Annotated in this window: 24 protein-coding genes and 2 tRNA genes; 5 read left to right on the top strand and 21 right to left on the bottom strand. The window is 41.4% G+C overall.

Annotated features, from left to right (window positions below; genetic code table 11):
- Window positions 1-50: 50 nt before the first annotated feature.
- From DS742_RS24085 to DS742_RS24150, 14 genes are all read right to left on the bottom strand, one after another.
- Window positions 51-1,355 carry a S41 family peptidase gene (locus DS742_RS24085; RefSeq protein ID WP_341457695.1) on the bottom strand — a complete coding sequence of 435 codons (1,305 nt, stop codon included), beginning with the start codon at window positions 1,353-1,355 and terminating at the stop codon, window positions 51-53.
- Between the two features lie 16 nt (window positions 1,356-1,371).
- Window positions 1,372-2,574: a murein hydrolase activator EnvC family protein gene (locus tag DS742_RS24090; protein ID WP_117419491.1), complete on the bottom strand. Its 1,203-nt coding sequence runs from the start codon at window positions 2,572-2,574 to the stop codon at window positions 1,372-1,374.
- 12 nt (window positions 2,575-2,586) lie between these two features.
- On the bottom strand, window positions 2,587-3,495 hold the full coding sequence (gene ftsX / locus DS742_RS24095) for a permease-like cell division protein FtsX (protein ID WP_117419492.1): 909 nt from the start codon (window positions 3,493-3,495) through the stop codon (window positions 2,587-2,589).
- Complete coding sequence (gene ftsE, locus DS742_RS24100) at window positions 3,485-4,171, bottom strand: cell division ATP-binding protein FtsE (protein ID WP_104439749.1); 687 nt, start codon at window positions 4,169-4,171, stop codon at window positions 3,485-3,487. The genes ftsX and ftsE overlap by 11 nt, the downstream gene beginning before the upstream one ends.
- A 269-nt stretch (window positions 4,172-4,440) precedes the next feature.
- Window positions 4,441-5,529, bottom strand: a complete 1,089-nt coding sequence (locus DS742_RS24105; protein WP_117419493.1) for a PucR family transcriptional regulator — start codon at window positions 5,527-5,529, stop codon at window positions 4,441-4,443.
- Window positions 5,530-5,630: 101 nt separating this feature from the next.
- A complete protein-coding gene (locus tag DS742_RS24110) occupies window positions 5,631-6,743 on the bottom strand; it encodes an ABC transporter ATP-binding protein (RefSeq protein ID WP_117419494.1) in 1,113 nt (370 codons plus the stop codon).
- A 321-nt stretch (window positions 6,744-7,064) separates the two neighbouring features.
- Entirely contained in the window at window positions 7,065-7,649 is a 585-nt protein-coding gene (locus DS742_RS24115; RefSeq protein WP_117419495.1) for a class I SAM-dependent methyltransferase, read from the bottom strand.
- A gap of 28 nt (window positions 7,650-7,677) precedes the next feature.
- Entirely contained in the window at window positions 7,678-8,517 is an 840-nt protein-coding gene (locus DS742_RS24120; RefSeq protein WP_117419496.1) for a CvfB family protein, read from the bottom strand.
- Window position 8,518: 1 nt separating this feature from the next.
- Complete coding sequence (locus tag DS742_RS24125) at window positions 8,519-9,244, bottom strand: acyl-[acyl-carrier-protein] thioesterase (RefSeq protein ID WP_117419497.1); 726 nt, start codon at window positions 9,242-9,244, stop codon at window positions 8,519-8,521.
- 194 nt (window positions 9,245-9,438) lie between these two features.
- Window positions 9,439-9,511: transfer RNA gene (locus DS742_RS24130), tRNA-Gln, on the bottom strand.
- Between the two features lie 162 nt (window positions 9,512-9,673).
- Window positions 9,674-11,383 carry a glycoside hydrolase family 2 protein gene (locus DS742_RS24135; RefSeq protein ID WP_117419498.1) on the bottom strand — a complete coding sequence of 570 codons (1,710 nt, stop codon included), beginning with the start codon at window positions 11,381-11,383 and terminating at the stop codon, window positions 9,674-9,676.
- Window positions 11,384-11,396: 13 nt separating this feature from the next.
- Window positions 11,397-12,242 carry a carbohydrate ABC transporter permease gene (locus DS742_RS24140; protein ID WP_242996761.1) on the bottom strand — a complete coding sequence of 282 codons (846 nt, stop codon included), beginning with the start codon at window positions 12,240-12,242 and terminating at the stop codon, window positions 11,397-11,399.
- 5 nt (window positions 12,243-12,247) lie between these two features.
- Window positions 12,248-13,150 (bottom strand): carbohydrate ABC transporter permease, encoded by a 903-nt coding sequence (locus tag DS742_RS24145; RefSeq protein WP_375340419.1) that lies wholly within the window; start codon window positions 13,148-13,150, stop codon window positions 12,248-12,250.
- Between the two features lie 90 nt (window positions 13,151-13,240).
- Window positions 13,241-14,596, bottom strand: coding sequence for an ABC transporter substrate-binding protein (locus tag DS742_RS24150; protein ID WP_117419501.1), 1,356 nt, complete (start codon window positions 14,594-14,596; stop codon window positions 13,241-13,243).
- A gap of 212 nt (window positions 14,597-14,808) precedes the next feature.
- Between DS742_RS24150 and DS742_RS24155 the strand changes: the two genes are divergently transcribed.
- From DS742_RS24155 to DS742_RS24165, 3 genes are read left to right on the top strand one after another with little or no spacing between them, the layout of a single operon-like run.
- A complete protein-coding gene (locus tag DS742_RS24155; protein ID WP_117419502.1) occupies window positions 14,809-16,584 on the top strand; it encodes a sensor histidine kinase in 1,776 nt (591 codons plus the stop codon).
- Window positions 16,584-18,110 (top strand): response regulator transcription factor, encoded by a 1,527-nt coding sequence (locus tag DS742_RS24160; protein WP_170313571.1) that lies wholly within the window; start codon window positions 16,584-16,586, stop codon window positions 18,108-18,110. The genes DS742_RS24155 and DS742_RS24160 overlap by 1 nt, the downstream gene beginning before the upstream one ends.
- A 1-nt stretch (window position 18,111) precedes the next feature.
- Window positions 18,112-19,224, top strand: coding sequence for a glycoside hydrolase family 88/105 protein (locus DS742_RS24165; RefSeq protein WP_242996764.1), 1,113 nt, complete (start codon window positions 18,112-18,114; stop codon window positions 19,222-19,224).
- Window positions 19,225-19,384: 160 nt separating this feature from the next.
- Here DS742_RS24165 and DS742_RS24170 read toward each other — a convergent pair.
- The 7 genes from DS742_RS24170 to DS742_RS24200 all read right to left on the bottom strand — a co-directional run bounded on the left by DS742_RS24170 (window position 19,385) and on the right by DS742_RS24200 (window position 25,210).
- Window positions 19,385-19,456 (bottom strand) — tRNA-Gln (locus DS742_RS24170).
- A gap of 95 nt (window positions 19,457-19,551) precedes the next feature.
- Window positions 19,552-20,979: an anti-sigma-I factor RsgI family protein gene (locus DS742_RS24175; protein ID WP_117419505.1), complete on the bottom strand. Its 1,428-nt coding sequence runs from the start codon at window positions 20,977-20,979 to the stop codon at window positions 19,552-19,554.
- Window positions 20,980-20,987: 8 nt separating this feature from the next.
- Window positions 20,988-21,566: an RNA polymerase sigma factor gene (locus DS742_RS24180; RefSeq protein ID WP_117419506.1), complete on the bottom strand. Its 579-nt coding sequence runs from the start codon at window positions 21,564-21,566 to the stop codon at window positions 20,988-20,990.
- Window positions 21,567-21,642: 76 nt separating this feature from the next.
- Window positions 21,643-22,821, bottom strand: coding sequence for a cation diffusion facilitator family transporter (locus tag DS742_RS24185; RefSeq protein ID WP_117419507.1), 1,179 nt, complete (start codon window positions 22,819-22,821; stop codon window positions 21,643-21,645).
- A gap of 27 nt (window positions 22,822-22,848) precedes the next feature.
- Window positions 22,849-23,592, bottom strand: a complete 744-nt coding sequence (gene truA / locus DS742_RS24190) for a tRNA pseudouridine(38-40) synthase TruA (protein ID WP_117419508.1) — start codon at window positions 23,590-23,592, stop codon at window positions 22,849-22,851.
- The gene (locus tag DS742_RS24195; RefSeq protein ID WP_117419509.1) at window positions 23,589-24,038 is read right to left on the bottom strand and encodes a VanZ family protein; all 450 of its coding nucleotides are present in this window, start codon (window positions 24,036-24,038) and stop codon (window positions 23,589-23,591) included. Before DS742_RS24195 ends, truA begins: the two co-directional genes overlap by 4 nt.
- On the bottom strand, window positions 24,035-25,210 hold the full coding sequence (locus tag DS742_RS24200) for an aminotransferase class I/II-fold pyridoxal phosphate-dependent enzyme (protein ID WP_117419510.1): 1,176 nt from the start codon (window positions 25,208-25,210) through the stop codon (window positions 24,035-24,037). Before DS742_RS24200 ends, DS742_RS24195 begins: the two co-directional genes overlap by 4 nt.
- A gap of 220 nt (window positions 25,211-25,430) precedes the next feature.
- Here DS742_RS24200 and DS742_RS24205 point away from each other — a divergent pair, with 220 nt between their 5' ends.
- On the top strand, window positions 25,431-25,808 hold the full coding sequence (locus tag DS742_RS24205) for a helix-turn-helix domain-containing protein (RefSeq protein WP_117419511.1): 378 nt from the start codon (window positions 25,431-25,433) through the stop codon (window positions 25,806-25,808).
- 32 nt (window positions 25,809-25,840) lie between these two features.
- Window positions 25,841-26,613: IS3 family transposase (locus DS742_RS24210; protein WP_242996767.1), on the top strand; the 773-nt coding region annotated here is incomplete at its 3' end.

A 26,613-nucleotide genomic window follows, 5' to 3' on the forward strand; every position in this document is an offset into this window, starting at 1 on the left:
TACTTGACGGGAAGCAGTTCACTGTCGTCTCTTAAGGGCTTTCTATCTTTTTATTTTAATGCATTGATCGCTTCTGTCAGCTGATTATCTTCATCATGCTCAATTTTTATTTTTGTTTTCAGCTCTTCTTTTAACTCTACCGGAACATCGGGTTCCAGACCTTTTTTATGAAGATCAAAACCGCTGGGTGTGTAGTAGTGGGCTACAGTCATCTTAATGGCTGTTCCGTTGTCTAACGGGAACAATGTCTGTACAATTCCCTTTCCGAATGTTTTGGTTCCTACAAGCTTTGCTTTGCTGTATGCTTTAAGCGCTCCGGAGAAAACTTCGGAAGCACTTGCAGACTGCCCGTTCACCAGAACTGCCATGGGAACATCTACCTCATGTCCGTCAGATGCATAATACTGCTCCCCTTCCCCATTCTTATCCGCCATATAGACAAGAAGCGTTTTGTTCTTCTTTGTTCTGACCAGATCGGGATCTCCTTCAATTACAAGATCATCAGGAAGAATATAATCCAGCATGGATACAACTGCATCCACAACCCCTCCAGGGTTATCTCTTAAATCAACTACCAGCTTTTTCATTCCCTTTTTTTCCAGATCATTGATGGCGCCTTTAAACTGGTCTGCAGTCACTGTGTCAAACTGGCTTACTGAGATATACCCCACGTTGTCAGCCAGCATCTCATATTCTACAGTGGGGACAGTGATCTGACGGCGTTCCATGGTCATATCAATATAATCTCCGGCCTCCTTGCGAAGAACGGTTATGGTTACCGGTGTACCTTCTTCTCCTTTGATATAGTCCTTTACTACCAGCTCTAAATCAATTCCGGTCACTTCTTTGCTGCCGACCTTATAAAGGATGTCGCCAGGAAGAATCCCGGCTTCGGCACCAGGAGTTCCTTCAAACACCTTGCTTACCATAATCACCCCGGTTGTGGGGTTCTGGCTCACCATTACTCCGATCCCACAGTATTCACCGGAAGTATCCTCCATTAACTTCTTATAATCATCTGCAGTATAATAGACAGTGTAAGGATCTTCAAGACCATAGAGCATTCCTTTATAAATCCAGTCTTCTACTTTCCCATTGTCTTCATCAAAGAGGTAGTATTTATCAATCACTCCCTGAATGGTCTGGATTTTGGCTACAATCCGGTTCAAATCCAGATTGCCATCCTGATTCTCTGCCTGAGCGGATTCTGCCGTCTGTCCCTTTCCATCAATGGCGGTTCTTCCAATTAAAAAAATACCTAAAGACATGCCAACAATTATAAGGCCTGCCAATGTGGTAAGGAGTGCCCCGACCAGGGCACCCTTCCAAAATTTATTCTTACTTTCCACTGTCATTCTCCTATCTAGCTCATTATGGGCTTACGTATTTCACTGGATTTACATAACTTCCATTCACTCTGATCCCAAAGTGGAGATGCGGTCCTGTGGAATATCCGGTAGAACCCACTTTTCCAATTAACTGTCCCTGCGACACTTCCTGCCCCGCTGAAACCAGGAGTTCGGAACAGTGCATATAAACAGTATAGACTCCCCCGCCATGATGAATCATGATATAATTGCCGGCAGAATAACTGTATGTAGAGATCGTTACCGTCCCGGAAGCAGCAGCTGATATACCGGCACCGGTTGAAGCTCCGATGTCAATGCCCTGATGATTGGAAGAGGCCCCTTCGGTTGGGGATTCCCTGTCGCCAAAGGAAGAGGTGACTCTTGAAGAAGAGGGGCAGGGCCATATAAAATTAATATTCCCGATTGCCACCGTATTATACGTTTTTCCAGCCTTCTGCGCCGCTTTCCGTGCTTCTTCCCCCTGTTTGCGTATCTGCGCTTCCATTTCTTTGATACGCTGCTCCTGTGCCGCTAAATCTTTTTCCAGTTCAGATAAATTTTCCTGATTTTCAGTTATCCTGTTCTCATACGATGCAAGTTCCTGGTTTTTAGCCTGTAAAAGCCCCTCAGCCTCCTGTTTTTTTTCATTGGCAGCAGTCTGAAAACCAAGCAGTTTTTCATATTCTGCATTTAGAAGAGCTTCTCTCTGGCTGACCTCTTCTTTGGTTCTTTTATAGTCCTCCAGCATTCTTCTATCATATGCAGCTATGCTTCTGATATATTCCGCCCGGCTAAAAAGCTGGGTGAGATCGGCGGACCTAAACAGCAAGTCCAGATAATTCGTCTCACCCTTCTCATACATATATTGAATTCTCAGTTTCATATTCCGGTACTGATGTTCCTGTGCATTCCTGGCAATCTCTAAATCTTCTTTGGCCTTTTTAATCTGCTCTTCTTTTGCTGAGATCTGGGCAGTCAGCGCAGTGAGCTGCTTGTCATAGGAAGCAAGCTTGTCATCCAGGCCTCTCACATAAGCGGCTGTATCCGATTTTAAGCCCTCCAGCTCTTTTAAGGCTGATTCCACTTCCTTTTTCTGGTCCTCCATGGAACTGGCCTTTTTCTTTGCATCATTTACTTCATTCTTTGTACCATAGGAGGGAAATATGCATGATACGGTCATAAAAAGACCGATTCCCACTGCAAACAGTCTTTTTCCATGATTCATGGACGGCTCCCCTTATACTTTTAAATGTTTCCGAATAGTAAAGAAACTCACAAAAAATCCAATTCCAAGTCCCAGTGACATAGCCGTTGCCGCCATATAAGGGAATATGGCATCAACAGGGAGGAACTGAAATAAACCGGACAGAATGCTGAATTTCGCCACTACATACCCGACGGCTGAACGGTAAAGATAATAAATGGCAATCAGCGGAATGGAGGCTCCTACCAGACCAATGATGACTCCTTCAACGACAAAAGGCGCCCTGATCATGTAATTGGTGGCACCAATCAGCTTCATAATCTGATTCTCATTTTTCCGGAAAGCTGCTGCTACGGAAATTGTATTGCTGATTAAGAATATGGCAACAGCCAGAAGAACTCCAATGATCAGCATGGAAAGAATTCCGATCACTTTATTCAAGCTGTTCATTCCTTCTGCCGCAGTTTTGGAATAATTAACTTTTCTTACTCCCTCAATTCCATTTAGCCAGGATACAATCTGATCCTGTTGTGCTAAATCATTTAAGAATATAGTGTAGGAAGAAGAATTGGCAAGAGGGTTGTCCTCTTCAAATCCTTCTGCAAGATCCTGCATGTCGCCGAAGTACTCTTTCTTCGCTTCCGCCCATGCATCCTCAGCAGAAGTGAATTTTACTTCCTTCACTTCTTTACGTGATTTGATTTCATTGCCGATCTGGGTGATCTTGTTCTTATCAAGGCCTTCATCAAAAAATACAGTGATACCTACTGTGCTCTCCGTGTTCTTAATTACATACTGTACATTTACCACAATGGAGAAGAACAGACAAAAAAGGAATATACAGGCGGATACTGTTGCAATGGAGGCCAGTGAAAATAATATATTTCTGCAGATGTTTATTACACCTTGTTTCAGACAATACCAAAATGTACTAATTCTCATACGTATAACCGCCTTTTTTCTCATCGCTTACAATGGTTCCACGATCCATCATAATTACCCGCTTCTTCATGCGGTCTACAATTTCCTGGCTGTGGGTGACAACAATCACAGTAGTCCCCAGCTTGTTGATCTCCTCTAAAAGCTTCATAATCTCCATAGAGTTGTGACCGTCTAAGTTGCCTGTAGGCTCATCAGCCAGAAGAATCTCAGGCTTGTTAATCAGAGCTCTTGCAATCGCCACCCTCTGCTGCTCTCCGCCGGAAAGCTGCTGCGGGAAAAATTTATATTTGGAAGACAGCCCCACCATTTTTAACATGGCCGGCACTGATTCTTTTATACTTCTTGTGGATGCCCCGATAACCCGCTGTGCAAATGCTACGTTCTCGTACACATTACGGTCTTTTAACAGGCGGAAATCCTGAAAAACCATGCCAAGCTTCCGACGGTACCGGGGGATGAACCGCCTTGGCATCTTGCCTAAATTCATATCATTTACTATGATTTTACCAGAGGTGGGCTCCACTTCTTTTAACAGCATTTTCAGCAGAGTGGATTTTCCGGAGCCGCTTCTGCCAATGATAAAAACAAATTCACCGTCAGCTACAGTCATATTGATGTTACGCAGTGCCTTGTTTCCCGCCTCGTATGTTTTACTTACGTTCCATAATTCAATCATTTTAGTCCTCTGAGTAATTTTGCATAACGTGATTTTCTTTGACAAATATGTGAAAATGTGAAATTGTGAAATTGCGAAAATGTGAAAACGCAAATTCATGGAAAACGCGAATACTTAGAAACGCGACTCCGCAGTGTAACCTCGATTACGCTTCGCTTCATCTCGGTTTACGGGCTTCGCCCTATGAAAAGAGTCAGTAATACAGATGCTTTTGTGCAAGCACAACGCATCTGTATTACTGCCTCTTTTCACACTGCTCATTGCCAGCGTTAATAGTCCTGGTTCTCCATATACTTCATATACTTAACTACCATCAGCGCAATCTTAAACGTAATCGCATCCTCAAACACCCGAAGATCCAGACCAGTACTCTTCTGCAGCTTATCTAATCGATACACCAACGTATTTCTGTGAATGTAAAGCTGTCTGGAAGTCTCGGAAACATTCAGGCTGTTCTCGAAAAATTTGTTAATGGTGGTCAGCGTCTCTTCATCAAAATCATCCGGTGATTTGCCGTCAAAGATCTCTTTAATAAACATACGGCATAATGGCAGCGGTAGCTGATAAATCAGTCGTCCGATTCCAAGCTTGCTGTAAGCTACCACATTCTTATTACTGTAGAAGATCTTACCTACATCCATAGCCATCTTGGCTTCCTTGTAAGATCTGGATACTTCCTTGATCTCACTTACAATCGTACCGAATGCTACGTGAACCTGAGTCATAGCCTCTGTATTCAGCATGTCCAGAACAGTATTGGCGGTCTTTTCCAGATCTTCGTAGTTCTCGCCTTCTTTTACCTCTTTTACAAGAATAATATTCTTCTCGTCAACTGCAGTCACAAAATCCTTTGTTTTTGCTGCAAATAAATTGCGTACAGTCTCCAGCGCATTCACATCTTTTTCGTGCTGTGTTTCAATAATGAATACAACCCGTCTGATATTGGTCTCAATATGAAGCTTTTTTGCCCGGTTATAGATATCTACCAGAAGCAGGTTATCTAATAGAAGATTCTTTATAAAGTTGTCCTTGTCAAATCTCTCTTTATAAGCAACCAAAAGACTCTGAATCTGGAAAGATGCTAATTTGCCTACCATATATACATCATCACTTCCGCCTTTTGCAAGGAGGATGTATTCTAACTGATGTTCGTCGAAGACTTTAAAAAACTGATATCCCTGGATTACCTGGCTGTCTGCTGGAGAATCCACGAACGCCAGGATCGAACTTTCGTAATCTTCCGCATCAGGAAATGTGGTTGCCAAAACCTTTCCTTCTGTATCGCAAATACACAGATCTATTCTTGTTATTCCTTTTAATCCTTCAATGGTTGTTTGAAGTATTTGATTCGAAATCATGGCATATTCTCCTTTTTCGTAAATTTACCTTATTCTATATTAATGCAAAAAGAAAAAAAAAGCAAGCGAGTATCATACCCGCCTGCTTAAAATTTCATTAATTAGTTTAATACAACTAATTCTGTATCCTTGTCAAATACATGAACTTTTGATAAATCAAGTGCAAGCTTGATTGTATCGCCAGGTCTTGCAGTTGTACGAGGATTTACTCTTGCTGTAAAGTTTACTTCTTCTACATCAAAGTATAAGTATACTTCTGCACCCAGCAATTCGTAAACTCTGATTGTTGCATCAATTACACTTGCAGGAGAAGACTCAAGGAAAGCTTCCTCATCATGAAGGTCTTCAGGACGAATACCTAAAACTACAGTCTTTCCAACATATCCGCCATCTTCCAGTTTCTTTGCTTTCTCAGCCGGAAGTGCAATGGTGTTTCCGCCAAATGTTAAAGTAACATCGCTTCCTTTTTTAGCAACAGCAGCTTCAATTAAGTTCATCTGAGGTGCACCGATGAATCCGGCTACGAACTTGTTGCCTGGCTTATCATATAAGTTCTGAGGAGAATCAACCTGCTGAATGACACCATCTTTCATAACTACGATTCTGGTACCAAGTGTCATAGCCTCTGTCTGATCATGTGTTACATAGATAATTGTAGCCTGAAGTCTCTGATGTAATTTAGAGATCTCAATACGCATCTGTCCTCTCAGCTTTGCATCAAGGTTGGATAACGGCTCATCCATTAAGAATACTTTTGGATTACGTACAATGGCACGTCCCATAGCTACACGCTGTCTCTGTCCGCCGGATAATGCCTTTGGCTTACGATCTAATAAGTGTTCCAGATCAAGGATTCTTGCAGCTTCATGAACCAGCTTATCAATCTCATCCTTTGGAGTCTTTCTCAGTTTCAGACCAAACGCCATGTTATCGTATACTGTCATATGCGGATACAAAGCGTAGTTCTGGAATACCATCGCAATATCTCTGTCCTTAGGCTCTACATCATTCATTAACTTTCCATCGATGTAAAGTTCACCGGAGGAAATATCTTCCAGACCAGCAATCATACGAAGAGTTGTAGACTTACCGCATCCGGATGGTCCTACAAAAATAACAAATTCCTTGTCTGCAATTTCCAGATTGAAATCCTTTACTGCCTCAAATCCATTCGGATATTTCTTGACGATGTTTTTCAGTGATAAACTAGCCATTTACTAATCCTCCTAAAAATAAAATGTATATTCTCTGTTCAGAACCACAAGCCCCCACAGCTGCAGCTCCCTGTTTCTGAAACAATCATACATGAATTGTTTTTTTTTTACCATATTCTTATTTACCAAAATCCATTTGGGCTATTTGGCTAATTTGTATAACCATTGAAAAAACTGACTGAAACGTCAAAATATCAAGAGACAGGCTCGTACATTTCTGTCTATATTCGATAGCCTGTGACTATTTTGCCTCTTATTTGGTTATATATTACAAGGCGATGTCAATATTTTCGACATCGCCTTGTAATATTTTTAAATTATTCATTTCTTCTTCGCAAGAACGTTCAGCCATCTTACGTCAGAATGACCAGAACGAATATCATCGGTTTCCCACAGCTTCTGAATTTCAAATCTGCCGTTTTCTCTTAACAGCTGGGAAATGGAGTCTGCGGTAAAATCACTGAAATACCGTTCTCCCCTGAATCCCTCAAAATCTCCCAGCTTAAAAGACATATATAGAATACCCTTATCATTTAAGGCCCTTGCTATCTTTGTAAGAATGCCTGAAAGTTCCTTTTTCGGAGTATGAAGCAGCGATGCACACGCCCAGATTCCATCAAATACATCGTCAAAATCCATCTGCTCAAATGTCATCTGGAGTACATCAAGGCCAGTGTGAATTTCCGCAAGCTTACACATCTCTGCAGATGCATCAAGGGGTGTCACATCATATCCCAGTTCATATAGAGTGAGGCTGTCTCTTCCTGATCCGCAGCCCAGATCCAGAATCGTATCGCCTTCCTCCAGATAATTTAAAAATTCTCTCATGATTTCTGACATATCCTGATTTACTGTTTCTTCAAATTCCTTTGCCGCATACTTATTATAATAGTCTATCGAGTCCAAAATAATCCTCCTGTTATCCGCTTACCCGCTAATTAATTACTTCAATTTTGTTTTCTGTTATCCTGACTTTTCCTTCTTTAAGAAGGTGTCCCACTGCACGCTTAAATGCATTCTTGCTCATGGAAAACTCCCTCTTTATTCTGTCCGGATCGGCCTTATCCGTAAATGGCAGACTTCCTGAAAACTGGTCTTCTATTATCCCAAGAACCTTTAACGAATCTGCATCCATCTGAATATATGCCTTCTGTCTGGGGCTTAAGTCCAGCTTTCCGTCTTCCCTAACCTTTGTAACCCTGGCTGTTATCTCGTCGCCCTCTCTGTATTTCTCAAAAAGCTCCTTTTTCGGAATCAGTCCGTAATATTTTTTATCTACTGCAACAAATGCTCCCAGCGTATCACTGAACTCATAGATAATTCCGGTCACCTGATCATCTTTTTTATAAGGAGACTGGTTGCTCATATGGGCATATACCCGCATCGTTGCAGCCAGGCGCTTACTCTTATCAATGTATAAAGTAACCAGAACGTTCTCACCTGTCCGTACCTTATATGTCTGCTCTTTATATGGCAGAAGCAGATCCTTCTCCAGTCCCATATCCAGAAATGCGCCGATCTTGCCCACTTCCTTCACTTTCAGAACTTCGGTCTCACCAACTAAAAGCTTGGGAACCGCAGTCGTCGCAATCAACCGGTCTTCTGAATCCTTATAGATAAAGACCGTAATCTCATCTCCCTGCACCGTACCTTCAGGAACCTGCTTTTTGGGAAGCAGTACAGATACTTCACTGCCGGCATCTTCTCCTAAATAAACACCGAACTCCTTCACCCTCTGGACTGTGAGGGTCTGCATCTTACCTAATTCAATCATCTTATATCCTCTCTGTTGTTCCACGCAGCCAAATGACTGCGTAAGCTGCCCCCTGTTCATCACACAGAGAAACAACATATCCTTCCTCTGTCTTACTGATTCTGGGATAGACTGCATCTCCAAAGACTGCTGCTTTTTTATATTCCACTCTCAGTTCCGACACTTCCATTCCATCAGGAAGCACTTCCCTGGCAATCTCCACATACTTGGAATTATTCACATGGTGGTTGGTATCAATGTGATGCTTGCCGACTGTAACCGGAACTGAAGTTTCATATTCATCAGGAACTGCAATTCTGCGGGGTGCATACTCCATATCAAGTGGTTTCTCCCATGTGGATCCATACCCCCGGATATCATCTGCCTCAATTTTCGCAGGCCGGCCTTTGTCCGTATCGAACAAAAACCATACGGAGTTGGCTCTTACCAGATAATTGCCCTCATGATCGCATACTGTAAAATTGCGGTATCCGTAAAATCCATTAAAATCATAGGGCCAGGTGCTGATTACGATTTCTTCTCCCAGAGTCGGATAACGATCCACAACAATCTGCCAGGATGATAACCACCATGTTTTGTGCCGTTCGATAAAATATGCCACTCCCAGCCCATTATCCTCCGATTGAAAAGTTGAACAATCCTGGAGATAATTCATGATACCGGTCAATGTCAGTTTACCGTATTCATCTGTCTCACTATATCGAACTCTGCTGCTGAATGTATACATTTAAATTTTCTCCTCAAAATTATATAACATTATAAAGCATTTTTTAACTCTTGTCCAGATAAAAGAGTAACTGTCAGCACCCCATTTCCCTTAAAAATGATGAAAGGAATATCTTTTAACATAGAATTAACAGTTCTTCCGGAAATAGTTCAATCGCACAAAAAAACGGGACCATATCAGGTCCCGCTCAGAAGCTGGGCTACAAGGATTCGAACCTTGAAAATGACGGAGTCAGAGTCCGTTGCCTTACCATTTGGCGATAGCCCATCAACACAACAAAAAGAATTATACAGGATATCTTTTAAATAGTCAAGTTTTTTTTAATTTTTTCAGTTAAAATTATACCAGCTGCCTTGTACAGCAGTAAAATTATGGATAACAGCTCAGCCGCCTGGCTGAACTGATCCATTCAGACACTCTGTCCGTTACTTACTCGTAACTTTTCTTTCCAAAAATCTTTTCCAGTTCTTTCAGGGGGATTTTGGGTGTTCTGTCTTCCTTTAATAATCCGTTTGTTTCCTGCATCACATCCGTCAGCTGAGTATAACAAAAACCGGAGAATTTTCTGTTTTTTATAAGAAATCCGGTAACCGGCTCCAGGCGCTGTAAAAACTCCTCCTGACTTGCCGCTTTATTATAATACCCCCAGCCCTCTTTTTCTGAAGTAAATGCAATACCTCCATACTCTGTCATCACAACAGGCTGTCCCACATATTTCTGTCCATCAGCCAGAACCATACGGCGTTCTGCATGTCCATAAATAATATTTTCCAAAGATTCATATTTTCCTACATTTTCAGGCATCAGTTCATAATCATGCAATGCCAGTATATCTGTGTGCTCCGTCTGTTCCCAGCCGTCATTTGAGCTGACCAGTCTGGTTCTGTCCAGTGCTTTGGCCTGATAATACAGCATATTAGCCAGGCTCTGCTGACTGCTGTCCGTTCTGATGTTTCTCATTCCCCAGCTTTCATTAGCAGTAACCCACGTAATGATGGACGGATGATTATAATCCCGTTCAATAAATTCAGTGAGTTCCGCAGAGGTGTTTTTCAGAGTGCTGTCTGTACACTTATAACAGCTTGGCATTTCTCCCCAAACAAGAAATCCCAGCCTGTCCGCCCAGTAATAATATCTGGGATCCTCAATTTTCTGATGTTTTCTTGCACCATTAAAGCCCATCTGCTTTGCAAGTATGATATCTTTTTTAATGGATTCCTCATCCGGAGGCGTTAGAAGGCTCTGTTTCCAATATCCCTGATCAAGAATCAGCCTCTGATACAATAACTCACCATTTAAAAGAATTCTTCCATTTGAAATGCATATAGACCGAAATCCGAAATAACCTGATACCTTATCATTTAGAAGCTTTGCCTCCATCCCAATCAAATTGGGTTTCTCCAGTGTCCAGATTATCTCTTCCCTGCGTATATCCAAGTCAGGTAAAGCCAAAATGCCTTTTCCATACCCATTTTCACAGGCGATATTCAAACTTCCCAAATCCATCTGAGCCCAGCCTTCTGCAGGAAGACTGCAGAACGAGATTTCTGCCTTCACCTTTTCCATGGAAGAAATAAAAATTTCACATAAGACTTCATTCCGCTCAAGATCAGGAGTTGCTTTTATTCGCTTTATATAGGTTTCTCCTGCATATTCCAGCCACACACTCTGCCATATTCCTGTTGTAGGCGTGTACCAGCATGCAAAGTTTTTTCCTGTCCAGGTCTGTTTTCCTCTGGGCTTATCCTCATCACTATAATCCATTACCTTAACGGTTATAACATTTTTCCCTTCCAAAACCAGTCCGGTGATGTCAGCTTCAAAGGGAGTATGGCCGCCTCTGTGACCTGCTGCATGGACTTGATTGATATAAACCTCCGCCTCATAATCCACAGCTCCAAATTTTAAAAGCAGACTTTTACCCATTAATCTGCTTTTCTCTACATCAAATTCTTTCCGATACCAGACAACGTGGTGAACATCTGTATCACAGATTCCGCTCATTTCCGACTGATAGCAGAACGGTACATTGATTTTTTTATCAAATACCGGTTCATCAAATGAAAATTCCCACTCTCCATTGAGATCTGTCCATTCTTCTCTTTCAAAATCAGGTCTTGGAACATTTTTATTTATCATTATTCTTCTCCTTTTATCCCTTTAAACCCGAAGTACTGATACCCTCCACCAGATATTTCTGCAGGCAGATAAAAATAATCACTGCCGGTAAGATGGACAGACTTGCCATTGCAAACATAGCACCGTAATCCGAAGAAGATCCCGGATCAGAAAACAGTTTAAGAGCAAGACTGACCGGATACTTTGCGGATTCATTGATATAAAGCAGGGCTGACAGGAAGTCATCCCATCTCCACATAAATGAAAATATGCTGGCAGTAATCAGCGCCGGTGTGATAAGGGGCATGATAATCCTGGAAAATATGCTGTAATAGGAGCAGCCGTCAATCTTAGCGGCCTCGTCAAGCTCCCTTGGAATGCCATCAATAAAATTAATCATCAGGTAAACAAAGAAACCCTGAATAGCAAAACAATAGGGAAGAATCAGCGGTTTATAGCTTCCTACCCAGCCTAATTTCTGATACCATAAATATTGGGGAATCATAAGCACCTGAGCCGGAAGCATCATGGATACCAGCATCGCTGCAAACAATATTTTTCTTCCGAAAAATCTGCACCTTGCAAGTCCGTAAGCTACCAAAGCGGAAGAAAATACAGTTCCTAATGTTGCTGTGACAGCTATAAGAAAAGAATTCTTAAAAAAAACTGCAAAAGAGATTTTTGCGAATCCCTTCCAGCCGTTTAAATAATTGGTAAACACAAATTTCTCCGGAATCAGCCGGCCCGCTGTTAAAAAGATGGTATTTGATTCCTTAAATGAACTCATAAACATCCAAAACAGAGGATAAATCATTACAAGTCCCAGGCTGCACACAATTACATGGTATAAAATCTTACCCGCCTTTTTTCTGGTTATCACCTGCCTCACACTCCTTCCGTATAAACCCAGAATCTTTTTGTTGCAAACAGAATCACTGTTATTACGCTGATCAGCAGCAGCATTACCCATGCCAGGGCTGCACCATATCCGGTGTTATAAAACTCAAAGGATTGCTGATACATATAAACGGTATAGAATAAGGTAGAGTTAAGGGGTTTTCCCTGGGTAATAATAAAGCATTGCGTAAATGCAAGAAAACCGTTAATCATCTGCATAACAAGATTAAAGAAAATAGTGGGTGTCAACAGAGGCAGAGTGATCTTGAAAAACTGGGAGAACTTATTCGCTCCGTCTACCCGGGAAGCTTCATAAAGCGACACCGGAATCTGCTTTAAAGATGATAAAAAAATCAGCATGGAAGAACCAAACTGCCATATTGCCAGTATAATAAGAGTCCAGATCGCCGTTTTATTATTTCCAAGCCATGCAAAATTAGTGTGTATCCCTAAAATACCCAAAAGCAGATTCACTACACCGTCGGTTGCAAACATCCGTTTCCATAATATGGAGACTGCCACAGATCCTCCGATAATGGATGGAAGATAGTAAAACGCCCGGTAAAAGCCGGTTGCCTTTGATGATTTCAGCAGAAGCAGGGCTACCATAAGCGCAAAGATCAGACGCAGAGGAACCGATACAAAGGCAAAATAAAACGTGACTCCTATGGTTTTATAAAACACATTATCATCATTAAACATTTTTATGTAATTATTTAATCCTGTAAAAACAGGCGGAGACAAAATATTATAATCACATAAAGAATAGTAAAAAGAAATTCCCATAGGTACAACCATAAACAGCAGAAAGCCGATGATAAATGGCAGACTGAACACCACTCCCGCTGTGCTTTCTTTGTTCAGGAAATGTCTTAGTCCTGCACCTCTCATATCTTTCATAGACATCCTCCATTCATAGATAACCGTCCTCTTGTCAAAACAGGGGCAAAGCTGTCTCTGCCCCCGTATTCTTCTGATTCATTATTTCTTACTCATAATACTGTTAGCCCCGTTATAGAATTCTTCAGCGGCTGTTTCGGCATCATACACACCATAGCACAACTGTTCCTGTACCTGATTTAACAGATTTGAAACTTCGCTTGCACCGTCTGGCTGGGGCGGATTAATGGGGGAGCAATTGGGAGTAACAACTTCATTGACATAATGAATGACTTTTTGTTCCACATCACTCATCTTCGGTGCCAGCTCCTTTGCAATCACACTGGAAGCCGGAACTCCGCGTTCACCCAGTAAAATGTTATTTGCATCGCTGGAGTTGGTTAAAAAGTTAATAACTTTCACTGCTTCTTTGGGATTCTTTGAATGAGCTCCCACGGAAAAGAACTGGCTGGATTTTAAATAACCGGACTTCTTTGGATCTGCTGACGGCCAGGTGGTGATACCGATCTCCATTCCTTCCGGAGCTGCTTTTTGCATCGCAGTCAGCTGGTTTGAGTTATAAAAAGCGCACCAGGACATAGTTTCCGGACTGGATCCGTAAACTAATGGTTCCTGTTCTACCGAACCGATGGAAAGCTCAGCAAATACACCTGGATCAATAAACCACCCTTCCTTTATTCCTGTTTCATACATCTGGAAAAATGGAAGATAATCTTTTTCCTCTCCGCCCATCTTCTTGTCTCCATAGAGAACAACATCATTTCCTCTCATAAAATAATCCAGATAAGCGCCTGCATTGTAATAGGCAATATTTGTTTTATAACCGGTCTTCTTATAAACCTCCCGGCATAAATCAATAAATTCATCAGTGGTCATATAATCCTTGACCACAATTCCGTTTTTGTCCAGAAGTGTCTTATTATACAGAAGCGAAGGAGCATTAATTCCTGCACAGACCGCATACACGCCCCCATTTACCGTACCGCTTGCCATGGTGTTTTCAGAAATATTTGAAACATCCAAAGTACCATCTTTTATATAGGGTGTCAAATCCTCCAGAAGTCCGTTTTTTACATACTGATCAATAAACGAATAGTCCATCTGAACAATATCGGGAATTGCCTGGCCTGCTGCAGAAGTCGCCAGTTTATTCCAATAATCAGACCACTCTGAGAACTGGCCTTCTATAACTGTTCCAGGATTCTGCTCTGTATATAAATCAAGTGCTGCCTGTGTTTTCTCATTTCTGACCTGATTTCCCCACCAACACATGGTTAGCTTAAGATCTCCGCTTTCATTCCCTGTAGCTGCTTTCGTGGTATCTGCTGCAGAGCCCGCCGCAGTATCTGCCGTAGTAGCTGTATTACCTCCGCCGCATCCGGACAGGGATGCCGCCGCCATAACTGCCGCCATTAGTAACGCAATTCTTTTCTTCATGAAACCTTCCTCCATTCATTTTTTTGCATATCAGGCGTTTTTCATTATACTTCCCGCTATTATTCCAGTAAATGATTAAAACCGGCTTCCAGGTTGAAAAAACCGTGTTGTGTGTATAATTTGAATAGTTCTTTACACTCACAGGTTGTATTGGAGTAATGTTTTATATATAATTTAGCTGTCATTAGTCCAGTATCCGAAAGGTGGTTTTTATGAAGCATTTTATAAGAAATCTCTCCTTAAAAAAGAAGATTCATTCCATTGTTTTTTTTTGCATCATCCTTTTGGCTCTGGCCTCTCTGTTTAGTATACAGCTGATTACAAAGGCCAACCAAAAAGTACTCTATCAGTCTGTGGCCACCTCCTTATCATACACTGGCAAAGAGTTAAATAACCGGCTGGACAATATTTCTACTATGGCAGATATGTTTCTGGCTGATACCAATATCCAGTACGGACTTGGTACCTTAAAAGATTCCTTAAGTATCCAGGACCGTTCCATAGCATACAAATCCCTTTACGGAGTTTTAAATGAATATTATTTTACCTTCCGGAAAAATAACATTAACTTTATGAGTCTTTATCAGGACCGATACTCCATTCATACTCATATTGCAGCTGGGAAAATGCTTCCGGAAGCCGTCGTTGAGGATCTCGTTTCAAGAGCCGAAAACGCCAGGGGACGAACCGTCTGGATTACCGATTACAGCGATCAATACGGTCTGTTTATGGTTAAACATTTACTGCGTACAGAATATTTAACTCTTGATCCGCTGGGAACACTGATTGTAAACATTAATGTTGACGGACTTATAAAGGCTGCCACAAACACCAGCCATTTTAATGACGACACCCGCTATATTCTTTCCAGCCAGGAGAACTTAATCTATAATTCTTCCAGTATAAAAGCTGATGAAAGAACTCTTTTCGGCAATTATTTTCATTCCAGATACGGACTTGTAAATAAAGATGGAAACAGTTTCTTTTACGTCAAAGGAATCATACCGGAATATGGCTGGGATTATGTCTGTCTGATACCCTATGGCAGCATTGCAGATTCTCTCCGCACAAGCCTGGAAGTCTGCCTGATTATCATCGCTGTCTCCATTGGACTGGCTATCCTGATGTCCTCTTCACTAATTGACTCAATCACAAGGCATTTTGATAATCTGCTTTTAAAAATGGAACGCTTCGCAGCCGGACAAAGCGAAACACTCCAGGTTTCCTATGATTACAGCAATCGTACGGATGAATTAGGCATTCTTCATTCCTGTTTTGACCAGATGGTGGATAAAGTAAATCAGCTGATTAAAACAAATTACCTAAACGAAATACTGATTAAGGAAGCCCAGCTAAAAGCGCTGGAAACACAGATGAACCCCCATTTTTTATACAATACTTTAGAATCAATCAACTGGAGGGCAAAAACAATAGGTGCAAAAGATATCTCTTCCATGACAGAATCCCTGGGAACTCTCCTTCGCATTACACTGGATCAGAAAAACAAGCAGGTACCCTTAAGCAGAGAGCTTGAGCTGGTGCAATGTTATATGACCATTCAGAAATACCGGTATGAGGACCGGCTGGAATATGAAATATCCGCCCCCGAAAACCTCGTCGGATGTTATGTGTTAAAGCTGACCCTCCAGCCCCTGGTGGAAAATGCCATAAGATATGGACTGGAAGAAAATACAGAAGGGTGCAGTATTTTAATTGCTGCTGAAACAGACGGTTCCTCCCTTATTGTTACAGTCAGAAACAACAGTTCCTCCTTTGAAGAAGATCTTATAAGCAAATTAAAAAACCGGGAAACACAACCTCATGGTTTTGGAATCGGCCTGTTAAATATATCGGAGCGAATGAAGCTGACTTACGGAGATCACTACGGTCTTATTCTCTATAATGAAGACGACCAGGCCGTCGCCCAACTTTCTTTTCCTCTGAACCCTTCTCGGGAAGACATATCTGATACGAAAGGAGAATGTTAATGCTTAAATTAATAATCGCCGATGATGAACGGGTAATTCGGGAATCTATCTCCTCCCTGATTGACTGGAACAGCCTGGGCATTGAACTGGTAGGAACATGCCGTGACGGAATCGAGGCCTATCACATGATTCTCGATGAATCACCAAATATTGTAATGACCGATATCCGCATGCCCGGCCTGTCCGGATTAGAGTTAATAGAGCGTATCTATCAAGCCAATATGGATACCCAGTTTATATTGCTGTCCGGATTTGGAGAATTCGAATATGCAAAGCAGGCAATGAAATACAGGGTCCACCATTATCTGCTCAAGCCCTGCAACGAGGAACAAATCGTAGAAAGTATGAAAGATATAATTAAGGAATACTATCACCGACAGGCTTTTCAGGATTTAAAGGAACGCCAGAAGGCACTGACTGTCAATCTCCACCATAGTATTATGGGAAATATTATTAACGAGCAGATCTTTAAGTCTGATCCTGCAGAATTTTCCTGGGACGCCTATTCGGGATTTATGGATTTCTATCATACCGGATATGAATTGTGCTTCCTTCATTATTTGGAAGAAGAAAATTTAAACTCCATTTTAAACGGCATTTATGATTATATAGCCGAGCATGCCCCCGGCATAGAGTTATATTGTATCTATGTAAAAAACTCACTGATTCTTTTTTTTGAAAAATATCAGGTTTCCTATGACCAATTTGATTTGTTTATGCAGACCTTAAAACCGAAAGAGCGGCCCTTTCAATTAGATTACAAACGTTTCACATTCAATAGTCTTGAACGGCTTTTAAAAACTCTGATCACAAAAATCAGACGTTACGGAATCATTTATTACATGAATGGACTGGAACCAGTTCCGATCTGCAATTACAAAAATTTGATTACAAAAATTGAGAAACTGACTGCAAATTTGATCGAAGCAGAAGAACCGGAACGGAAATCCTGTCTGGAGGATCTTACAGCCACTTTAAATGACATCAGCAATACGGATTTACTAAAACAGGCCGGATCACGGATTTTAATTAAACTGGCTACGGAAAGTAACTATCTGTCATCGGTGGATACGACTGAGTATCTGATGGACCTAAACCAGCAGACTGAATTTTCAGAAATCCGCCGCATGCTGTGCAAAAAACTAAACGAGATCCTAAAAAAGCCTTCCAGCCGTTCCCAGCACTATAGCCCATTCATCGACAAAATCATTCGCTATGTAGTGGATCATCTGGATGATCCCAATCTTACATTAAAATGTATCGCCGAAAATTATCTTTTCATGAATGTAGATTATGTCAGCAAACGATTCAGTAAGGAAACAAAACAAAAATTTTCAAACTACATCACTGCCCTGCGAATCCAAAAAGCCAAGCAATTATTAGCAGAAGGTCATACAGAACAGATCCAATGGGTCGCCCAGCAGGTAGGGTGTGGAAATAATCCCCAGTATTTCAGCCAGATTTTCAAAAAAAGCACGGGGATGACACCTAGCGCATACGCTAAAAAATTAAATGGAGGAGAATGACATGACAAACAAGGAATTACTTCCGAAAATCCATCTTGTGATGGACAAACTGATGAACCTGGGAGGCGGAAATTATGAAAACGACCGCTCAGTCGGAAAGGAAGATGCAAGCCGCGGAATAATAGCCAGAGACTTCGGTATTGAAGAATGGGACTGGCCTCAGGGCGTAGGTCTCTATGGACTGTTAAAACTGCAGGGATTTTATGCAGATAACCGTTACTTAGAATTCTTTGACGGTTGGTTTCAAAACAATTTGCAGAAAGGACTCCCCAGTAAAAACATAAATACCACTGCTCCCTATCTGGTTTTAGCCGAACTGCTTGATACACTACAAAACCCAGATTACGAGAAACTCTGTCTGGATCATGCGCACTGGCTGATGAACGAACTGCCGAAAACAAAAGAAGGCGGCTTTCAGCATGTGGTAACTGCCATCGGAAACCGGGATGGTGTCTTGTTAAATGATGGAGAAATGTGGATTGATACTTTATTCATGGCAGTTCTGTTTCTAAATAAAATGGGTCATCGATTCAAAAATGAAGACTGGATAGGTGAGACTCTCCATCAGGTATTACTTCATATTAAATATTTATATGACAAGCATACCGGATTGTTTTATCATGGCTGGAGTTTCCCGTTAAACAATAATTTTGGTGGAATTTTCTGGTGCAGAGGCAATTCCTGGTTTACCTATGGAATACTGGAATTAATTGAGTCATTTGATAAAACATTAGATACGGGACTACTCACATATCTGACAGATACTTACAAAGCTCAGGTGAATGCATTAAAAGATTTACAGGCACCATCCGGTCTATGGCATACCGTTCTTACTGATCCGGAAAGCTATGAGGAAGTATCCGGATCTGCAGCCATTGCAGCCGGTATCTTAAAAGGAATTAAAATGGGAATTCTGAATGAATCATATCATGACTGTGCAGCCAGAGCGGTTAAAGGAATCTGCAATAATATAGCGGAAGACGGAACCGTCTTAAATGTTTCCGCAGGAACTGGCATGGGATACAATGCAGAGCACTATAAAAATATAACAATTCGCCCCATGGCATATGGGCAGTCACTGACCCTGATTTCACTGATTGAAGCATTAAATTAAACGGCAATTCCGTTACCAGATGTTAATAAAAAGGCGTTGATCTGCTTTCGCAGTTTTACGCCTTTCTTGATTTATTCAATATAACAAAAATACTCTGACCTTCAGACAAAACGTTTCATGTGTCCACGAGGTCAGAGTACTTCTTCTTTTTTTATCTTCACTGGGCTACAAGGATTCGAACCTTGAAATGACGGAGTCAGAGTCCGTTGCCTTACCATTTGGCGATAGCCCATCAGTGCAACGAGTGTATTATACTATAGCTTTCTGCTTTGGTCAAGCACTATTTTACATTTTATTTCCAAATATTCTTAAGACTCAGGAAGAGCCTTATTGTGCTGAATGCTCTTCCTGAATTACTGATTCCACAGGCTTTTGCTCTGCTGCAGTTGTCTCTGTTTCCGACGCTTTTTGACTTGTCGTCTCTGCCGGTTTTGTCTCTTCCGGATCTTTTGTTTCCTCTGATTCTGTATCGTCAGCTTCGCCGTCTCCGATTACAGGGGTTTCAAAGACTCCCTTTACAGTCGTCTGTTTTCCAGATTTGGGTGATATTCCTCCAAGTATAAAAGTATATTCCACGCCCCCCTCCAATCCGGTTACGTTAATCTCACAATAATCAGAATCCGTATCTCCAATCTTTGAAGAAAACGTGTTTCCATCTCCATCTTTTACCGAAACTGTAGGATTTTTCCATTTGACCTTTGTTTTAAAGTGAACCATGACACAGCCGTTCTCATAGTCCACGTAATCGATCTTTATTTTATCTGTAGAAACCACATCCTCAGATGATGTTGCTGCTGTAGTTATTTCCGCACTTGAAGACGGGGGCTGCGTACCTGGTGCATCTGTATGAACCTGACTCTGGGTTTCAGCCGTTGTTGACACCGGAACGGTTTCTGTGACAGACTCTGTCTCTTTCCTGGTTGTAGTCTCCTCAGTGGTCTGAATGCTGGTCTGGGGTTCCTCCGTTGTTTCTTCTGAAACTTTTGTTTTTGCTCCTACTGCATAGGACCTTTCTGCAATGACCTTTGCAATTTCTTCCATGGTAAGAGGTGCAAGTTCTTCCATATCATCCATGGAAAGAGAAGAATTCTGAGCAATCAGTTCTTTTAAAAAGTAAGCTTTTCCATAAGATATATCATACTGACTGGCAAGCTGTTTTACATCGTCTTCTTCTATGACCTGCTGGTCATACACCACCGCTTTTAATCGTTTTTCCTCCAGAGTCGTCCTGATATCACTAACCACTGCAGATCTTAAGCTGGAGGCCTTTTTAATACTGTCATTGGACACGGTAACCAGAATCGCATTATCCAGATCATCAAGAAAGCCATGGGTCACCATGGATCCGATCAATGCGTTGACAGCTACATTTAAATCCACACCTTCCAGATCCATATCCTGCAGTATCGTCTTCCCGTCCTGATTGACCGCTTCCGCTTTCAATACCCGGTTTTTCTTGTTTACAGAGAGCTCTACACTGGGATTTACATCGATTCCAATGACGGAATCCACTCTGCTGTTCTGAAAGCTGTAAGTTCCCCCCGCAAGCATAATCATGCAAAAGCAGGCTGCAATCAGCCCGGCAACCACCCGCTGCCTTTTAAAGAATGAAGGTCTTGAATCTCTGCTCTCCATAATCTGGGGAGTACTCAAATCAATCCGGTCCAGTACATTGGGGATTAAATCATCAGTAGCAGATTTTAAGCAGGCTTCGATCTGTTGTCTATTTAGTTGTCTGTGTTTATCTAACGCCATAGCAAAGCCTACTCCTCTCTTAAATAATTTTCCAGTTTTTTCATAGCCCGGTTATATCTGGACAGAGCCGTTGCCAGAGGTATCTTTAAACTGGCTGCTATTTCCCTGTGTTTCATCCCTGCGGAAGTATGAAGGAGAACCACCTCTCTCTCCTCTTCCTTTAAAATTGACAAGGCAGCGAGCAGAACCATCTTATCTGCTGCCATCTCGATCTCAGAACAAACCTCTCCGGTTTCCGTTCCCGATAAGTCTTCCAACGTAATGTCCGAGTCATGCTTCTGCTCACGGAATTTCATATAGCATAAATTCCGTGCTATGGTAAACATCCACGCCAAAGGTTTCCCCTGGGATTTGTAACTCTTTGCAGAAGTCCAGATTTTCAAATAAACTTCCTGCAAGATTTCTTCCGCATCCTGGGGGTGCTTTATAATGGACAGAATAAAACTGTACATTGTGCGGTCTGTATTCTGATATAATTGTTGAAAAGCCTCCTGATCGCCCTCTGCCACTTTTTTCAAAAGTGCTTCGTCGCTTAACAGGCTGTAATCTTCAGCTCCGCCAAAGCTCATCAATCCCATAAACAGCATGGATCCGATTTCCTTTCTACTAGGTTAATGCTGATTTCTGTCATCTTATTGCATAAAATGGAAATATTTTATTACCTTATTTTTCCACACCAAAACCGCTTTCCGCAGTTATGACCAGACAGCAGCGTTTATCTATCTCAGTTACCTTTTTTGTAATCTCTTCCTTTAGCCATTCCCTTTTTTTACGGTCATATTCCCTGGGAACCACCAGATCAAAGATCAGATTGATCTGATCCTTTCCTTCTATCATTCTAAAATCATGAAAGGTGACTCTTTCGTCTGTTTGCTGAATCACATTTTTCACCATACTTCCAAATTCTATTACTTTAGAATCTCTGGTTTCCACCGGATCCATATGAATAACAAGAAATATGCCAAACTTTTTCAATGCTTCACGTTCAATCCGGTCAATAACCTCATGGGATACTTCCACATTCACATCATTGGGAACCTCCGCATGAATGGACGCCATACTCCTGGTCGGACCGTAATTATGAACAATCAGATCATGACTGCCCACAATTCCCTCATATGCTTCAACAAATTCTGTAATTTCATGATACAGCTTTGGATCGATGGGTTCCCCGATTAATGGCGTAAGGGTATCCTTGGCAATTCGTATACCGGCCCACATGACGATCACAGAAACTACCACACCTACAATTCCATCGATATTTAATCCCCAGATTCCATAAATGACAACAGATAAGATTGTGGACGAGGTAGTAATTACATCTCCCATAGAATCTGCTGCAGTCGCCTTCATAACTGCCGACTGTATCCGGTTTCCAAGAGTCCGGTTAAAAAGTGCCATCCACAATTTTACCAATACAGATAAAATAAGAATGAAGACAGATATTGTATGAAAGGACATCTCTTCCGGGTGCAGAATTTTATCCACAGAAGTTTTAAACAGAGAAAATCCTACCTGAATAACAAGAAACGCAACAATAAACGCTGCAATGTATTCCACTCTTCCATGTCCGAAGGGGTGCTCTTCATCTGCAGGCTTGCCTGCCATTTTCACCCCAATAAATCCTATAATGGAAGACGCTGCATCAGATAAGTTATTGAAGGCATCTGCCATAACAGAAATACTGTTAATCAGAAGACCCATTAAAAGTTTTGCGGTAAACAAAAGGACATTACAGCAGATTCCAACAACACTTGCCATGAGCCCATAACGGGTCCGAACGTGTGTATCCTCCGTATTTTTATAATCCTTCACAAATATACGCACCAAAAAATCAGTCATAATTCTCCTTTCCTGATTTCTTTGATTTTATTGTTTATACCTGACATTTTCCAAAAAAAGGCCTTCAGGCGGCACTGTATAACCTGCCGTTTTCCGGTCCAGCGCGTTCAGAATGCCAGCCATTTCCTCCGGACTGCGTTCTTTCAGTCCGACTTCAATTAATGTACCCATGAGAATTCTTACCATATTATAGAGAAATCCATCTCCGGTAAAACGGACGAATAGCCTGCTGTCCTCTTTCTCAAATTCTATCTTCTTTAAATTCCTTACTGTTGATTTTTTCATCTTCCGGTTAGAGCAAAAGCTCTTAAAATCATGTTCCCCGCAAAGATAAGCGGCTGCCCGCTCCATGGCCTTAACATCCAGTTTCTTATGAAGTCCATAGATATATTTTCGATCAAAAACCTGTCTCTTCTCCCCCATCTCAATGCGGTAAAGATACGTCTTTTCCTCCGCATTCAGACGGCTGTGGAACCGTTCCGGCACTTCTTCCAGTGTTTTTACTCTGATATCCTCAGGAAGATAGTGATTTAAATATTCCTTTATCTCCTGATCCTTTCTGTCTGAGTCAATGTGAAAATTAGCCACCTGATTAAGGGCATGGACCCCTGCATCTGTTCTTCCTGATCCATGCACTTCAATGCTTTTCCCTGACATTCTTTCTAAAACTTGTTCTATCTTCCCCTGTATTGTCTGATCTGTATTTCCCTGTTTCTGCCATCCATCATAGCGGCTTCCGTCATATTCAACTACAATCCGATAATTTTTCATACTTTACTCCATTCTTTTGCGTATACAAAAAACAGGAGTGCTGTAATCACAGTTCCGGCTGCCACTCCTGAACAATCCAGCCACACATCAGAGATCTGTCCAGATCTGCCTGCCACAAACAGCTGAATCGTCTCATCAATAAACGGAATCAAAAAACCTGCCGCTCCATGAATAAACAAGCGTCTCTCCATTCTAAATTCGTATGACTTCACACATTGATATAAAATCATGCCTAACAGGGTATATTCCGAGAAATGTCCTGCCTTCCGTATTAGATGTTCTGTCAGCCAGCGGCTCTCAATCCCAGCGGAAAGAAACAGGTTTTTTAAAGCTGTCAGAACATGCCCGCTGTCAGCTGATGATAAATCTGCCGTTTTGAGCGAATTAGAGTAAATAAATAAAATATAAAAGGCGGCTGCCACTGTCCAGATCAATCTTTTTTTCATATGTCAAACCTCAGAATCCCGCTTTTATCCACCTGATCAGCTGCCTGAATGAGGACTGACTCATCCTGCACCAGCGCAAGCCTTACATATCCCTCTCCCGAAGGACCAAAAGCGCTGCCAGGCGTTACCAGTACTCCTGACTTTTCAAGAAGTTCTCTGCAAAATGTCTCTGAATCCCGAAATTTATCCGGAATCTCCGCCCATACAAACATGGTTGCCTGGGGTTTTTCCATCCTCCACCCGATCCGGGTCATATGTTCGCACAAAGCATCTCTACGTTTCTCATAAGCCTCTCTGGTTGTCCCAACACAGGTCTGATCTCCTGTAATTGCTGCAACCGCCGCTTTCTGAACAGGGAGAAACATCCCGTAATCCATATTGGATTTCAGGGTTTTTATTTTTTCCACCACTTCCCTGTTTCCCAGGCAGAAGCCGACTCTTGCACCAGCTAATCCATAAGTCTTGGAAAGAGAATTAAATTCCACTCCAACCTCTTTCGAGCCTGGAAAACTTAAAAAACTTTTGCACTGACGCTGGTCAAAAACCAATTCACTGTAAGCATTATCGTGTAAAACCATAATGTTATATTTTTTTGCAAACTCAATTAATTTTTCATAAAAACTGTCAGGTGCCATAACTGTGGTAGGATTATTGGGATAAGAAACTATCATAAACTTTGCTTTTATGGCAATATCCTCCGGTATCTCTGAAAAATCAATGAGATAATCCTTTTCTTTTCTCTGAGGCATGTAAAAAAGGCTGGCCCCAGCCAGTAACGGACCATCTGCAAACACCGGATAACATGGATCCGGGACAAGAACAACGTCTCCTTCGTCAACGATAGACAACGCTATATGCGCCAATCCCTCCTGTGAACCAAGAAGTGAGCAGATTTCCGATGACGGATCAAGCTTCACTCCATATCGTCTTTGATACCATCCAGCAACAGCCTCTGTCAACTCTTTCTGATCATTGATGGCATAAATATAATTATTCGGATCAGCCGCTGCTTCACAAAGAGCATCTGTAATATGTTTTGCCGGCGGAATGTTTGGTGCTCCCACGCTTAAATCAATTACCGGTTCCCCTTTCTCCTCTTTCTGGCGTTTCATTTCCAGAAGCTTGGAAAAGATTCCCTCTCCAAAATGGTTCATTCTTCTAGCAAACTGCATGGACATTCCCACCTCTGTCTTTTTCTAATGAAGTATAATCTTAGTTATTATAGTACAAAGGTTCTTATATTACAAGGACAGGCATTAAAAAAGTCCCCAAAAACGGCATATTGATATGCTCCCTTCTAGGTAGACATCTTTTCTTTCAGGAGAAGGTTCCTACGAAGAGCTTGCAATAAAATTTAAAATTCCTGCAAGATCTACTGTTAGGAGCTGGATTATGAAGTATAATGATCATGAAGAGTTTAAATCTTCCGGGACAGGAGGAGGTACAATCATGACAAAAGGAAGAACTACCACGTTTGACGAACGAATAGAAATAGTACAGTATTGTATAGCACATAATCATAACTACATAGAAACAGCTGAAAAATATCAGGTATCATATCAACAGGCACGTAATTATACAGTTAAGTATAAATCAGATGGAATTGATGCTCTAAAAGATAATCGTGGAAAAAGAAAATCCAAAAATGAGATGACTGAATTAGAGCGCCTTCGAGCTGAAAATAGAATTTTAAGGGCTGAAAAGGAAAGAGCTGAAATGGAGGCTTCCTTCTTAAAAAAACTCGAGGAAATAGAGAGGAGGCGGGGCTAGGCCTGTTTCGACATGAACATATATATCAGGCAATCAAAGAAGAAAATGAGGAACATAGCTATCCGATTAGTGAATTATGCAAACTTGGAGGTATCTCTAGAGCTGCGTATTATAAATGGTTACATAGAGATATCCCCGAAAATGAAATAGAGAACAATCGTATAGCAGATATAATTGAAATAATTCATGAGGAATCACCCGATAAGGGATACCGTAGAATAAGAGATGAGCTTGAACGATATCATAATACAAAAGTGAATGATAAGCGTGTGCTTCGTATTTGCCGTAAAGGTAATATTAAATCAACTATTAAGTATTCCAATAATGGGTGTACAAGGCAAGCAGCTAACCCACAGTATATAGCTGAAAATATACTAAATCGCAAGTTCACAGCTAATGCCCCAAATGAGAAGTGGCTTACAGATGTAACAGAATTCCATTATTACATTGGTATAGAGAAACATAAAGTCTATCTCAGTGCAATACTTGATTTATATGATAGACGTATCGTGTCATACATCATTCGAGACAATAACAATAACGCATTGGTGTTTGACACATTTGATGCCGCTGTAGAGTCGAACCCGGAAGCTCATCCTTTATTTCACAGTGATCGAGGATTCCAATATACTAACAGGACATTTCATACAAAACTTGAAAGTGCAGGAATGACCCAGAGTATGTCAAGGGTAGGCAGATGCATTGATAATGGACCTATGGAAGGATTTTGGGGAATCATAAAAAGAGAACGTTATTATGGCAAAAGATTTACCAATAGAGATGCTATTGTTGAAATGATAGAGAA

The organism is Lacrimispora amygdalina, from assembly GCF_003432035.1.
Classification (GTDB): domain Bacteria; phylum Bacillota; class Clostridia; order Lachnospirales; family Lachnospiraceae; genus Lacrimispora; species Lacrimispora amygdalina.